This window comes from Halomonas sp. S3-1-1, from assembly GCF_023757625.1.
Lineage (GTDB): Bacteria > Pseudomonadota > Gammaproteobacteria > Pseudomonadales > Halomonadaceae > Vreelandella.
This window is the reverse complement of the sequence record NZ_JALGBZ010000007.1, coordinates 1-11,357: the sequence shown is the minus strand read 5'-3', so window position 1 is coordinate 11,357 and position 11,357 is coordinate 1. Positions and strand designations below refer to the sequence as shown.

Annotated in this window: 16 protein-coding genes and 1 rRNA gene; 11 read left to right on the top strand and 6 right to left on the bottom strand. The window is 62.8% G+C overall.

The window, feature by feature from the left end:
• The 3 genes from nikE (at position 1) to MQW23_RS17140 (ending at position 2,276) form a co-directional block, all read left to right on the top strand.
• Entirely contained in the window at positions 1 to 831 is an 831-nt protein-coding gene (gene nikE / locus MQW23_RS17150; protein WP_252109440.1) for a nickel import ATP-binding protein NikE, read from the top strand.
• A 33-nt stretch (positions 832 to 864) separates the two neighbouring features.
• Positions 865 to 1,218: a hypothetical protein gene (locus MQW23_RS17145; RefSeq protein ID WP_252109439.1), complete on the top strand. Its 354-nt coding sequence runs from the start codon at positions 865 to 867 to the stop codon at positions 1,216 to 1,218.
• A gap of 119 nt (positions 1,219 to 1,337) precedes the next feature.
• The gene (locus MQW23_RS17140; protein ID WP_252109438.1) at positions 1,338 to 2,276 is read left to right on the top strand and encodes a co-chaperone YbbN; all 939 of its coding nucleotides are present in this window, start codon (positions 1,338 to 1,340) and stop codon (positions 2,274 to 2,276) included.
• On the opposite strand, the gene MQW23_RS17135 is transcribed toward MQW23_RS17140, so the two are convergent.
• Positions 2,270 to 3,442, bottom strand: coding sequence for a MalY/PatB family protein (locus tag MQW23_RS17135; RefSeq protein ID WP_252109437.1), 1,173 nt, complete (start codon positions 3,440 to 3,442; stop codon positions 2,270 to 2,272). The two genes, MQW23_RS17140 and MQW23_RS17135, sit on opposite strands and share 7 nt — an antisense overlap.
• A gap of 38 nt (positions 3,443 to 3,480) precedes the next feature.
• Between MQW23_RS17135 and MQW23_RS17130 the strand changes: the two genes are divergently transcribed.
• Positions 3,481 to 3,912 carry a hypothetical protein gene (locus MQW23_RS17130; RefSeq protein WP_252109436.1) on the top strand — a complete coding sequence of 144 codons (432 nt, stop codon included), beginning with the start codon at positions 3,481 to 3,483 and terminating at the stop codon, positions 3,910 to 3,912.
• Between the two features lie 203 nt (positions 3,913 to 4,115).
• On the opposite strand, the gene MQW23_RS17125 is transcribed toward MQW23_RS17130, so the two are convergent.
• Positions 4,116 to 4,469, bottom strand: coding sequence for a hypothetical protein (locus MQW23_RS17125; protein ID WP_252109435.1), 354 nt, complete (start codon positions 4,467 to 4,469; stop codon positions 4,116 to 4,118).
• Between the two features lie 63 nt (positions 4,470 to 4,532).
• On the opposite strand from MQW23_RS17125, the gene MQW23_RS17120 reads away from it, so the two are divergent.
• The 5 genes from MQW23_RS17120 to MQW23_RS17100 are packed head-to-tail and all read left to right on the top strand — an operon-like array spanning position 4,533 to position 7,269.
• Positions 4,533 to 5,357: a hypothetical protein gene (locus MQW23_RS17120; RefSeq protein WP_252109434.1), complete on the top strand. Its 825-nt coding sequence runs from the start codon at positions 4,533 to 4,535 to the stop codon at positions 5,355 to 5,357.
• Positions 5,358 to 5,411: 54 nt separating this feature from the next.
• A complete protein-coding gene (locus MQW23_RS17115) occupies positions 5,412 to 5,813 on the top strand; it encodes an acyl-CoA thioesterase (protein ID WP_252109433.1) in 402 nt (133 codons plus the stop codon).
• 31 nt (positions 5,814 to 5,844) lie between these two features.
• On the top strand, positions 5,845 to 6,147 hold the full coding sequence (locus MQW23_RS17110) for a hypothetical protein (RefSeq protein ID WP_252109432.1): 303 nt from the start codon (positions 5,845 to 5,847) through the stop codon (positions 6,145 to 6,147).
• Between the two features lie 11 nt (positions 6,148 to 6,158).
• A complete protein-coding gene (locus MQW23_RS17105) occupies positions 6,159 to 6,677 on the top strand; it encodes a DUF501 domain-containing protein (RefSeq protein WP_252109431.1) in 519 nt (172 codons plus the stop codon).
• Between the two features lie 46 nt (positions 6,678 to 6,723).
• Positions 6,724 to 7,269, top strand: coding sequence for an LOG family protein (locus MQW23_RS17100; protein ID WP_252109430.1), 546 nt, complete (start codon positions 6,724 to 6,726; stop codon positions 7,267 to 7,269).
• Positions 7,270 to 7,285: 16 nt separating this feature from the next.
• Here MQW23_RS17100 and MQW23_RS17095 read toward each other — a convergent pair whose 3' ends face one another.
• Both MQW23_RS17095 and MQW23_RS17090 read right to left on the bottom strand, forming a co-directional pair.
• Positions 7,286 to 7,819 (bottom strand): hypothetical protein, encoded by a 534-nt coding sequence (locus MQW23_RS17095; protein WP_252109429.1) that lies wholly within the window; start codon positions 7,817 to 7,819, stop codon positions 7,286 to 7,288.
• A gap of 10 nt (positions 7,820 to 7,829) precedes the next feature.
• On the bottom strand, positions 7,830 to 8,315 hold the full coding sequence (locus MQW23_RS17090) for a tetratricopeptide repeat protein (RefSeq protein ID WP_252109428.1): 486 nt from the start codon (positions 8,313 to 8,315) through the stop codon (positions 7,830 to 7,832).
• 243 nt (positions 8,316 to 8,558) lie between these two features.
• On the opposite strand from MQW23_RS17090, the gene MQW23_RS17085 reads away from it, so the two are divergent.
• Complete coding sequence (locus tag MQW23_RS17085; protein ID WP_252109427.1) at positions 8,559 to 9,590, top strand: NADP(H)-dependent aldo-keto reductase; 1,032 nt, start codon at positions 8,559 to 8,561, stop codon at positions 9,588 to 9,590.
• Between the two features lie 124 nt (positions 9,591 to 9,714).
• Entirely contained in the window at positions 9,715 to 10,494 is a 780-nt protein-coding gene (gene yaaA, locus MQW23_RS17080) for a peroxide stress protein YaaA (RefSeq protein WP_252109426.1), read from the top strand.
• On the opposite strand, the gene MQW23_RS17075 is transcribed toward yaaA, so the two are convergent.
• Positions 10,469 to 11,065, bottom strand: a complete 597-nt coding sequence (locus tag MQW23_RS17075) for an isochorismatase family protein (RefSeq protein WP_252109425.1) — start codon at positions 11,063 to 11,065, stop codon at positions 10,469 to 10,471. The genes yaaA and MQW23_RS17075 overlap by 26 nt on opposite strands.
• A gap of 174 nt (positions 11,066 to 11,239) precedes the next feature.
• A 5S ribosomal RNA gene (gene rrf / locus MQW23_RS17070) occupies positions 11,240 to 11,355 on the bottom strand.
• Between the last annotated feature and the right edge of the window lie 2 nt (positions 11,356 to 11,357).

Here is an 11,357-nt window from a genome sequence, read left to right as displayed (position 1 = left end):
ATGAGTTTTCTAAGCGCCGACGGCGTCTCTCACGGCTACGCCTCGAGACGATCCTTTTTGCGCCGCCGCCCGGCCCCGCCCGTGCTGGAAGCGGTGTCGCTTTACATCGCCCAGGGCGAAACCCTGGGGCTTCTGGGGCGCAGCGGCTGCGGCAAGAGCACTTTGGCGCGCCTGCTCACCGGGCTCGAAACGCCACGCCAGGGCACGGTGCGCTTTCAAGGCAAGGCGATCTCGACGCTCGACAAACCCGGCTGGCAGGCGTTTCGCCGCCAGGTGCAGATGGTGTTTCAGGACCCGCAGAGCGCGGTGAATCCGCGCCTCACCGTGGCCGAGATCATCAGCGAGCCGCTGATTCACCTGACCGATTTACCCCGTGCCCAGCACCCGGCCCGGGTGGCGGAGCTTCTCGAAGCCGTTGGCCTGGCGCACCGGCTTGCCCGCCGCTACCCCTTCGAGCTCAGCGGCGGCCAGCTTCAGCGCGTGTGTATCGCCCGCGCGCTGGCGCCCCGGCCGTCGCTGATCGTGCTCGATGAAGCGGTGTCGAATCTGGACCTGCACCTGCAAATCCAGATGCTCGAGCTTTTCACTGCGCTTAAGCGCGATGTCGGCGTGGCGTTCTTGTTCGTCACTCACGATCTTCGCCTGGTCGAGCGCTTCTGCTCGCGGGTACTCGTCATGGGCGCCGGGCAACTGGTCGAGGATCGCCCCGTCACCTCGCCGTTGACGCTGACATCACCTGAGGGTCAGGCGCTTTGCCAAGCGGTGCTGCCGGCTTTACCCAAACAAATGACGCCATTACGGGAACGCCTCGCGCTTGAGAGTGTCTCTTGATCGCAACGCTCTACCTATAAAGGATGTCTCTTCATGAAAAAAATCGCACTATTTCTGAGCCTGGCCGCTGCCCTGACCACCCAGGGCGCCTTCGCCCAGAGCCAAGCGTGCTCGTCCGAGGCGCTGATGGCCGCCAATCAGAACGTGTACGATCAGCTGGAAGCCTACGCGGCCAACCAGATGCAGCAGGGCAAAACCGCCGAGGATCTTACCGCCGACATGGAAGCGATCACCAGCGCCGGCAACGTTCAGGAGGTGCTTGGCCGCCATCAGGAAGAACTTGAAATGATGGAGCCAGGCTCGGACCACGAGCCCTCCCAGGCACTATGTGACGACATGTACGCCATGATCGATGACATGCAGGCCGAGCTCGACGCCCGCCAGTAACCGGTCATACCTTTGCGGTGTCGCCGCCTGCGCGGCGCCGCTTGAATAACGCCCTCCCCGCCTTAATATCATGTGCCATGCTTGTTTTATTCTTTCCCTAGCAGAGCGCAGAACGTGACATGTCGATTATTGATCCCCGCACCGGAAATACGCTGACGGCCGAACCCGCCGCCGACACTGCCGCTAGCGGCAGCCGGCCCGCCGTCGCCCGCGACGATGTGATCATCGAGCTGAGCGCGGCCAACATTCAGAAAGTGCTGGAAGCCTCGAGCCAGGTGCCGGTGCTGCTCGACAGCTACTCGCCGGCCAACGAACCCTGCCAGCAGCTTATCAGCGTGCTCGAGAAGCTGGCGCTGGAGTACGGCGGCGCCTTCCTGCTGGCCAAGCTAGACGCCCAGGCCAACCCGGAGATCGCCGCGCAGCTCGGCGTGCGCTCGGTGCCGGATGTGAAGCTCGTAAGCCAAGGCGGCCTGGTCGATGGATTCCAGGGCGCAAAGCCGGAAAAAGAGGTGCGCGAGTGGCTTGGGCGCTACATTCAGGCCCCGGAGGACGCGCCGGCGACGCCGGAAGAGCAGGCCGAAGCGGCGCTGGCCGAGGGCGACACCGCCACTGCCAAAGAGATCTATCAGACGATGATCACCCAGTACCCGGAGTATCACGCCTACCAGGTGGCATTTGCCAAAGTACTCGTCGCCGAGGGCCAGCGCGACGAGGCGCGCGGGGTGCTCGACAACCTGCCGCCGGAGGAGCGCGAAGGAGCAGCCGCCCGCGGCGTGCGCGCCAGCATCGAATTCAGCGAGCAGGCGCTCAGCGCAGAGGAGATCGCCGCGCTGGGTGATCGCGACGACAGCGAAGCGCGCTACCAGCGTGCCCTGCGCCAGGTTGCCGACGGCGACTACGATACGGGCCTCGAAGGGCTTCTGGCGCTGATGAAGGCTGACCGCGCCTATAACGATGACGCCGCGCGCAAGACGCTGTTGCAGGTGTTCGACGCCCTCGGCGCCGATCACCCGTTGACCGTGGCCTATCGGCGCAAGCTGTTCGCCCTGCTCTACTGAGCCGCGGCCCCGAGCACCGCATCAAGCCTCGCAAGCGCCGCCTCCAGCTCGGCGACCGTGGTGCCGAAATTTAGGCGCAGAAAGCCGGGGCGGCCAAACGCTGCCCCGTCGGAAAGCGCCACCCCCGCCCGCTCCTTGAGCGTTTGATAAGGCGAATCGCCCAGGTTCGCCTGACGCACGTCGAGCCACGCCAGATAGGTCGCTTGTGGGGCGCTCAGGCTCACCCCGGGCCAGTTGGCCACATAACGTTCCAGCCTGTCGCGATGGCTGCGCAGCACCTCGAGCAGCGCCTGACGCCAGGGTTCGCCCTCTCCATAGGCAGCTTCGGCGGCCACCAGCCCCAGCACGTTCACCTCCGGAAGCAGGCCCTTGCAGGCCGTGGCAAAGCGCTGGCGGATAGCCGCGTCTGGAATGACCGCGCAGGCGCTCGAGAGCCCTGCCAGATTGAAGGTCTTGGACGGCGCCCAGAGCGTGATCGTGCGCCGGGCGAGCGCCGGAAACAGCGCGGCCAGCGGACGGTGGCGCGCGCCTTGTTCGAGCAGCAGATCACAGTGAAGCTCGTCGGACACCACGAAGAGATCGAAGCGCTCGACCAGCTCAGCCAACCCGGCCAGCTCTTCATGGCGCCAGACGCGGCCGGTCGGGTTGTGCGGGTGGCACCAGAGCAGCAGCCGCGTTTCCGGCGTGATGGCGGCTTCCAGCGCTTCGAGATCGAGCCGCCAGGGCTCACCCGGGCCCGCGGGTTCGGCGAGCCTCGCTTGCTGGCTCAGGCGCCCGGTACGCTCGGCCACGGCCAGAAACGGCGGGTAGATGGGCGTGGCGGTAAGCACGGCGTCACCGGGCTTTGTCAGCGCGAGTGTGGCAAAGTGCAGCGCGGGTACCACGCCGGGCAGCCAGTGCTGCCACTCGGCCTCGATCGGCCAGTCGTAGTGCGTAGCACTCCAGTCGCAAAGCGTCTTCTTGAGTGAGGCGGGCACCTCGCCGTAGCCGTATACGCCGTGGGCGACGCGGCGCTCGAGCGCCTCGATCACCGCCGGCGGCGAGCGAAAGTCCATGTCCGCCACCCACAGCGGCAGGATGTCGGCGCCGTAGCGGTGCCATTTTTGTGACGAGTAGCCGCCTTCGGGGTGGCGCCGCTCGACAGGCGTGGCAAAATCGAAGCCCATGAGAGTTCTCACTGATTGCGAAAGGATTGACGACGAGCATGGCGCAAAACGACTTTTACACCAAGATGCGCGCAGGGCTGGCGGCGCTTTTACGCCAGTGGCGCTCGCTGGGTCAGGCGGATGCCGACCAGCTGGCGCTCATTCTGGCGGAAACCGCGCGGGTCGCCAAGCTGGGCACGCCGGAAACCACGCCCAGCGGCCTGGATCTCGCGCGCTGGAGCGAAGACAGCGATGGCGCCATGCCGCTTTGGGCGCCGCGCACCGCGGTCTTTTTGCTTAACCAGATGCCCGCCCGCCCCACGCCACAAAGCGATGAAGAGGCGTGCGCCTGGGCCTACTGCTGGCTCAAGAACCGCGCGTTCGATTCACAAGAAGCCGCCCGCGCCGCGCTGCCTACCCATCTCCAGGCACCGCTTGAGCAGGCCCTCGACGCCGCTTGGCGCGACCAGCAGGGCCTGCGCCTGATCTAACCCGCCGCGCCGGTGGCTCCGGCGTGTCTCTTCGTTGTCATCGCCCCCGTCTTTATCCTCCACCTTTGTCATTGCCGACTATTCGCTTTTTCGTTTCGCTCGCTTGTATACAAAGTGCTTATATGAAGCCCAGCGAATATAAACGACCATGGGGCGTGGCGCCGCTAGCAACGGGCATCGCTCGATGCCCGAATCGCGCAGGCTCAGCGCTTGCGCACCGGCGATTTCGGTTTGAACCCGGCGGGCTTGGTGGATAGCCACTCGACGAAGGCGCGAATGTCCGGATCTTCGGCCAGCGCCTCGACGCTCGGGAAACGATCTGCCAGCTCGCGCTCACTAAAAAGCCGGTGGATATGCTTGTGGCAGGGGTGGCAAAGCCAAGCGATGGCGGTCAAGCGCTCCTCGCGGCTGTAGCGTTTTCGATAGCGCGGCTTGTTGTGCAGCGTACGGGGAATGAGGTGGTGCTTGGTGAGCGCGGCGGCTCGATGGCAAAGCTCGCACTGCGCCGGTTTGGCAGGCGGCGACAGCGAATGGCCAGATGAGGGCGCGGTATCCACGAAACCTGGATCTCCTGAGCGGCGGAACTTAAAAATCATTAATACTTACAAGGATAATCGAGAATGCTGGAAGTTCCTCTCAGCTGGCAGCTAGCCAAGATCGCCGCCTCGGTGGGTATGGTGCTGGGCCTGGGCGTTATCGCAGTACGGGTGAGTCCTCGGGTCGCCGGACTTTTGGCGGGCTATCCACTGGGCACGGCGCTGGCGCTTTTTTTCATTGGCCTTGAAATCTCACCGCTCTACGCTGCGCAAAGCGCGGTCCATACCCTGGCAGGCTTTACCGCCACCATGGCCCTCGGCGCGGGCTACTGGCTTTGCGGGCGAAAACCCGGCATGAAAGGTGTCCTGCAGGGAACCTGCGGCGGGCTCGTGGCCTGGCTCATTGTGAGCATGGTACTCGCCCGGTTCGATTTCACGCGGCTCTCCGGCACGCTGGTAACGCTGTGCGCTATCGTGGTTTTCAGCCTGCTCTTTCGGCGTATTCCCGAAAGCGTGGCCAGCGCCAGGGCGCCGTTCTCTTGGCGGGCACTTTTCGCGCGCGCGCTGCTGGCAACAGCCATCATTTTCGTCATTACCACGCTGGCTCACTGGGTGCCCACCGCCTGGGCGGGCACGCTTGCCGCCTTCCCGATCACCATGCTGCCCTTTTTGCTGATTCTTCACCTAAGCCAGGGGCCCGCCCCGACCGCCACGGTCATCAAACACTACCCCATGGGGCTTGGTTCGCTCTGGAGCTATGCGCTGTGCGTTTCCTATACTTACGATACCTGGGGGCTGGTACAGGGGACGCTGGCCGGCTTTTTGGTCGCGACGCTATGGCTTCTGGGCTGGATGAAACTTCAGCGCTGGTGGAGCGCACGCCGGCTCGCCGCCACGCCCAGCGCTTGACCCAACGCGACCAGGCATCCATGCCAGGTATTTCACTCTTTAGAAGGGACGCCCATGTTCACACGCACCATCGAACCCGCTTTTTATGACACCGACGCGCTTGGCCACATCAACAACACGCGCCTGCCCGCCTGGTTTGAGCTTGCGCGCAACGACCTGTTCACGCTGTTCACGCCGGATCTCGACCCCAAAAAGTGGCGGCTGATGATGGCGCGAATGGAAGTCGACTACCGCGCTGAACTGTTTTACGGTCACCCCGTCGAAGTGCGTACCTACCTGACGCGTTTGGGCAACAGCTCGTTCACGGTGACCCAGGAAGCGCATCAGTTGGGGAAGCTGACCAACGTGGGCCACACCGTCATGCTGCAATTCGATCATCAGGCCAAGCGCGCGCTGCCCATCGAAGGTGAGCTTCGCGAGGCGCTGTCGGCGCACCTACAGGACGCGCCCGCCTGATCCACCGCCCGCGCCGGGCGCAGGAGAGATTATGGCCATACGCTACAACCTTTGGCTCGAGCCGGACAATACGGCCAGGCACAAGACCGTGGAGGCGGACCTGGAGCGCTATTTCGTGGAGCGTTTCGCCGACTACCCGCATATCCGCTTGTTCGGCGCCGACCCCTACGATTATGATGCCCCGTTCAATCGTCTGTATGACGTGCTGATCGCGCGCGCCGCCGAGTACTGCGAGCGCACCTGGTCCTACGTCGCCTCCCCGGAGCAGCTCAACCGCTGCTTTTTCCGCGCCGTGGGCCGCTCCAATAAATTTGTTCGAGACGAGCAACGCTAAGAGATTTTTTGATGGTAATCCGTACCGATCACGCCCCCACCGAGCACCAGCTTGAGATCATCACCCGACAGCTGGGCCGGGCGCCCCGCGGTATCGAAGCCGTCGCCGCTGAAGACGAACACGGCACGCCCTTGGCGCTTCGCATGGCGCCGATCGTCGACGGCAAGCCCTTTCCCACGCTTTACTGGCTCTGCTCGGACGTGCTCAAGATCGAAATCTCGCGGGTCGAGGCGGTCGGGGTGATCAAGTCGCTGGAGCAGCGCCTGCAGGAGGAGCCCGAGTTTCTGGAGCGCTACCGCCAGAGCCACCGCGACTACGTGGCGGCGCGCTGGTCGTTCATGAGCGAGGCGCAGCGCAGCGAGGTCGAACGGCTCGGCTACCGCGAGGTGCTGACCGAGCGCGGCATCGGCGGCATCAGCAACTGGCAGCAGATTCGATGCCTGCACACCCAGTACGCCCATCACCTGGGTAGCCACAACGTGATCGGCGCCTGGATGGACGAGCACTACCAGATCGACCGCTACGTCTAGCGTTCTCTTCCCTTCATTTCGGCCACTGCATTACAGGAATCACGCTATGTCGCGCATCTGCGTTTATCTTGGCTCGCGCGAGGGCCAAAGCCCTGCCTTCATGGAAGCGGCCCGGTCGCTGGGCGAAACTCTGGCGAATCGCGGCCACACCCTGGTGTACGGCGGGGCGCGCGTGGGGCTCATGGGGGCGCTAGCTAACGCCGCTCTCGAAGCTGGCGGCGAGGTAATCGGCGTCATGCCGACCCATTTGGTCGAGCGCGAGCAGGCCCACTTCGGGCTGACCGAGCTGATTCGGGTGTCCAACATGCACGAGCGCAAGGCCACCATGGCCGCCCACGCTGATGCTTTCGTGGCGCTGCCCGGCGGTATCGGCACGTTCGAAGAGCTGTTCGAAATCTGGACCTGGGGTTATCTCGGACTGCACGAAAAGCCCTTGGCGCTGCTGGATACCGAAGGCTTCTACGCCCCGCTATTGGCCTTTTTGGACAACACCGTCGAGCACGGTTTTCTCGGCGCGTCGACCCGCGCCATGCTTATGGATGCCGACACTCCGAAAGCGCTCGTCGAGGCGCTGGAGAGCCAGTTGAAGTAGGCGTTGAGAACTACGCTCAGGAGGGTTTAGTCATCACGCTCTGAAGGTCGGCGCGGGTACGCTCGAAGGTAAGCTGGAGAAGGCGCGCGTCGTCGCCGGCCCGGTGGCGCTGAATGGACTGGTCGCCAATGATCGCTTCTTTGGTCTGGCTCCAAAGCGCCTGCTGGGGCTCGGTCATCAGAATCCGCAGGGCTTCCAAGCGAAAGCGCGGCAGCATACCGGCGTGGTGAAACAGCAGCGAAAGCCAGGTGTTGTCGTAGCCCCAGCTATCGCTGTAGGCCTTGCCAAGCTCGGAAAGCTCATCGTTGAGCCAGCAAGCGACCTGGCGCACCGGGTACCCTTCCTGAAAAAGCCGTTCTCGGGAAATACCGTGCAGAAGCTCCGCCTTCGGGTCCCAGTGCGTCCACTCTTCCAAGGGCTGTACCAGAAACGCGCAGCAGCTCCCATCGGCGCGGGCCAGGCCGATCTCGATCGGGTAGCTGCCGCGGCCAAAGCCCGAGGCTTCGATATCTAGAACGGTCGGCAGCGGCTCACCGGCAGAGTGTGTCATCGATCCACCGTCACGCCGCCACCACCTGGGTGGGGTTGGCGATGCTTTCCCAGTAGGCGGAGCGCTCGCAATCGATGCCCAGGCCTAGCTCGCCGCGCGCATAGGCGCGCGACAGGCGCTCGGCGGCGAGGCGGTGGCCCCTTTGGGCGGCGCGGGCGTACCAGGTCACCGCGTAATCCTCGCGGCACGGGTACTGCACGCAGCCGTGCTCGTGAATACGCGCGGCCTGATATTGCGACTGAACGTCGCCGGCCTGGGCGGCTTCCAGCACGTAGCGCGCGCCACGCGCCTTGTCCTGTGGCGAACGGCTTTTATGAAACAGCATTTGGCCGTAGGTGGAGAGCGCGTCCGGATGCCCGGCCTCGGCGCAGCGCTTGTAAAGGCGCATGGTTAAACGCTGAGTGCGGCGCGAATGGGGGAGCAACCACCGGGAACGAAACAGCTGTTCGGCCAAACGAAACTCGAGCCGAATAAACAAAGATGATGCCTGCGGCATGGCAAACCACCCTGCCTATCTGTTGAAAGCTTTAGCTAGCCAACCCGCTCAAACGGCTAACCCTACGAAAAAACCGACCCTTGGTCGGCGAATGGGCTGGCAAGCATACGCCTGCCTTCGCTTTGACTCAACCCCCTTCATTTGCCGGTTGAAGCGGGGGTCGCTAACATGCTCTGACGCTATTGCCGCAGGGGCCTTAAAGCCCGCCCGTGGGGCAACCTTTACGCCGCTTAGGAGGTACGAATGCAGACCCGTCCACTTGGCAGAACCGGACTCGATGTCAGCCGCTTGTGTTTGGGCACCATGACCTATGGTGAGCAAAACAGCGAAGCCGAGGCCCATGAACAGCTCGACCGCGCCGTGGCGTTCGGCATTAATTTTATCGACACCGCCGAAATGTACCCGGTTCCGCCCAAGGCCGAGACCCAGGGCCTGACTGAAAAGTACGTCGGCAGCTGGCTCAAGGCGCGCGGCGCCCGCGACGACATCAAACTGGCGACCAAGATCGTCGGTCCCGGTGTCGAGCATATTCGCGGCGGTTCGCGCATGAACCGCGCCCACATTCATGAGGCGATCGATGCAAGCCTTGCGCGTCTTCAAACCGACTACGTGGATCTTTACCAGCTCCACTGGCCGGAGCGCAAAACCAACTTCTTCGGCCAGCTTGGCTACACCGCCGCCGATGATCAAGACGCCACACCGTTGAAAGAGACGCTTGGCGCGCTCAAGGAGCTGGTCGATGCGGGCAAGGTGCGCGCCATCGGCGTCTCCAACGACACGCCCTGGGGCGTGATGCGCATGCTCCAGCTTGCCGAGGAGTTCGACCTGCCCCGCGTGGCATCAATACAAAACCCCTACAACCTGCTGAATCGTTCCTTCGAGGTCGGCCTTGCCGAAATCGCCCACCGGGAGGACGTTGGCCTTCTTGCCTACTCGCCGCTAGCCTTCGGCGTTTTGTCGGGCAAGTATTTAAACGGCGCGCGTCCCGCTAAGGGCCGCCTGACGCTGTACGAACGCTTTAAGCGCTACACCTCGCCCCAAGCGGAGCAGGCAACCCAGGAGTACGTCGCGCTGGCCCAAAAGCACGGTCTGGATCCGGCTCAGATGGCGCTCGCCTTCATCAACTCGCGGCCTTTCTTGACCAGCAACATCATCGGCGCGACCACGATGGAGCAGCTCGAATCGAACCTCGAAAGCGAAGCGCTCAAGCTCGATGACGAGGTGCTCGAAGGCATCGACGCGATCCATCAGCGAATTTCCAACCCGAGCCCCTAAGCCATACCCTGCTCGTCCGCTTTTTCTATCGACGCCATAGCCCCGGCAAATGCCGGGGCCTGGTATCATTGCCCGCACTCACTATCGGTTTGTTTCTCAATATGCCGCGCTCAAGGAGCCCGCAATGCTAAGCGTCATCTCACCAGCCAAAACGCTGGATTTCGAAACGCCGCCCACGACGGATAACGTCACACAGCCGGATTTTCTCGAGCAGAGCCAGCCGCTGATCGATATTTTGCGCGACTACTCCCCACAGCAGATCAGCGAGTTGATGGGCATCAGCGACAAACTGGCCGGGCTTAACGCCGCGCGCTTCAAGGAGTGGCAGCCGCCGTTTTCGCTGGATAATGCCAAGCCCGCCGCCCAGGCGTTTCAGGGCGACGTGTATACAGGGCTCGAGGCCGAATCGTTTAGCGAGAAGGAGAACCGCTTCGCCCAGAAGCATCTGCGTATTCTCTCCGGGCTTTACGGGCTGTTGCGCCCTCTGGATTTGATTCAGGCCTACCGTCTGGAGATGGGCACCAAACTGCCCAATGCCGCGGGCAAGGATCTCTACGCCTACTGGAAACCGATTCTGACGCCGGCCCTTTCCGAGGCGGTTGATGAGAGCGGATCAAACGTGCTGGTCAACCTGGCCTCCAACGAGTACTTCAAGGCGGTAGACGCCAAAAAGCTCGACGCCGAGATCGTGACGCCGGTGTTCAAGGATGAAAAAAACGGCAGCTACAAGATCATCAGTTTTTACGCCAAAAAGGCGCGCGGACTGATGAGCGCTTGGATCATTCGCGAGCAGGTCAACTCGCCAGAGGCGTTAAAGGAATTCGATGTGGCGGGGTATCGTTTCGACAAGGCCGCATCACACGAGCGTGAGTTAGTGTTTACGCGCCGCGAGCAGGATCGCTAGAAAACGTCAGCGCCCGCCCGGCGCGGGGCTTTAAAAACTCTCGGTGAAGTCGCTTGAAAAGTGCCGTGTCGCAGCGGTGAAGCCACTCGTAAGCCGCCATGTCGGCGCTTATGCTCACCGCACCGTGCTGAGCAGCACGCACTCTGGCAAGTTCAGCCTCTGCCGGGCGCCGGCTCAGCGTGGCTTCCACCAGCCAGTACACCTCGAACCCCGCCTCCAAAAGCCCTAGCGCGCTCTGCAGTACGCAAATGTGCGCCTCGGTACCACACAGCACGATTTGCTTTCGCTCTGCTTTTTCCAGCGCGCGCATGAACGCGGGCTCCTCGGTAATACTGAAGTGCTGCTTTTCCCACACCGCGTGCTCACCCAGCGCCTGCGTCAGCGACGCATCGGTGTGTCCCAGCTGCGCCGGATTTTGCTCGGTCAGCCAAACCGGCACGTCGAGCTCACAGGCAACGCCGGAAAGCCACCCCGCTTCACGAATGCCTTGCTCGGCACCGGGGATGACGGGAAGCAGCCGCGACTGAAAATCAATGAGTAGAAGCAAACTTTGATGGGCGTGAAGGCGCATGGGCGTGGCTTTCGAAAGGGAGTGTTCTTCTCTTTTAACGCGCTCAATGGGAAAGCACAAATTCCCACGCCGGCTAAAGCGCTCTTCTACGAAACGAAGCCGTATGCTTCCGGGTTTTCCTGCACGCAAAAAAATCCCCCGCCTCAACGAGACGGGGGATTTTTCGGGATAGGTGCCTGACGATAACCTACTCTCGCATGGGGAGACCCCACACTACCATCGGCGCGTTGCGGTTTCACTTCCGAGTTCGGCAAGGGATCGGGTGGTTCACGCAAGCCATGGTCGTCAGGCG

What these genes read in the sequence shown, in the direction of transcription:
- MQW23_RS17135 (WP_252109437.1), bottom strand. Translation starts at nt 3,442, where the DNA reads ATGGGCTTCGATTTTGCCACGCCTGTCGAGCGGCGCCACCCCGAAGGC.
- MQW23_RS17115 (WP_252109433.1), top strand. Translation starts at nt 5,412, where the DNA reads ATGTTCACACGCACCATCGAACCCGCTTTTTATGACACCGACGCGCTT.
- MQW23_RS17140 (WP_252109438.1), top strand. Translation starts at nt 1,338, where the DNA reads ATGTCGATTATTGATCCCCGCACCGGAAATACGCTGACGGCCGAACCC.
- MQW23_RS17145 (WP_252109439.1), top strand. Translation starts at nt 865, where the DNA reads ATGAAAAAAATCGCACTATTTCTGAGCCTGGCCGCTGCCCTGACCACC.
- MQW23_RS17100 (WP_252109430.1), top strand. Translation starts at nt 6,724, where the DNA reads ATGTCGCGCATCTGCGTTTATCTTGGCTCGCGCGAGGGCCAAAGCCCT.
- nikE (WP_252109440.1), top strand. Translation starts at nt 1, where the DNA reads ATGAGTTTTCTAAGCGCCGACGGCGTCTCTCACGGCTACGCCTCGAGA.
- MQW23_RS17105 (WP_252109431.1), top strand. Translation starts at nt 6,159, where the DNA reads ATGGTAATCCGTACCGATCACGCCCCCACCGAGCACCAGCTTGAGATC.
- yaaA (WP_252109426.1), top strand. Translation starts at nt 9,715, where the DNA reads ATGCTAAGCGTCATCTCACCAGCCAAAACGCTGGATTTCGAAACGCCG.
- MQW23_RS17090 (WP_252109428.1), bottom strand. Translation starts at nt 8,315, where the DNA reads ATGCCGCAGGCATCATCTTTGTTTATTCGGCTCGAGTTTCGTTTGGCC.
- MQW23_RS17095 (WP_252109429.1), bottom strand. Translation starts at nt 7,819, where the DNA reads ATGACACACTCTGCCGGTGAGCCGCTGCCGACCGTTCTAGATATCGAA.
- MQW23_RS17130 (WP_252109436.1), top strand. Translation starts at nt 3,481, where the DNA reads ATGGCGCAAAACGACTTTTACACCAAGATGCGCGCAGGGCTGGCGGCG.
- MQW23_RS17110 (WP_252109432.1), top strand. Translation starts at nt 5,845, where the DNA reads ATGGCCATACGCTACAACCTTTGGCTCGAGCCGGACAATACGGCCAGG.
- MQW23_RS17120 (WP_252109434.1), top strand. Translation starts at nt 4,533, where the DNA reads ATGCTGGAAGTTCCTCTCAGCTGGCAGCTAGCCAAGATCGCCGCCTCG.
- MQW23_RS17075 (WP_252109425.1), bottom strand. Translation starts at nt 11,065, where the DNA reads ATGCGCCTTCACGCCCATCAAAGTTTGCTTCTACTCATTGATTTTCAG.
- MQW23_RS17085 (WP_252109427.1), top strand. Translation starts at nt 8,559, where the DNA reads ATGCAGACCCGTCCACTTGGCAGAACCGGACTCGATGTCAGCCGCTTG.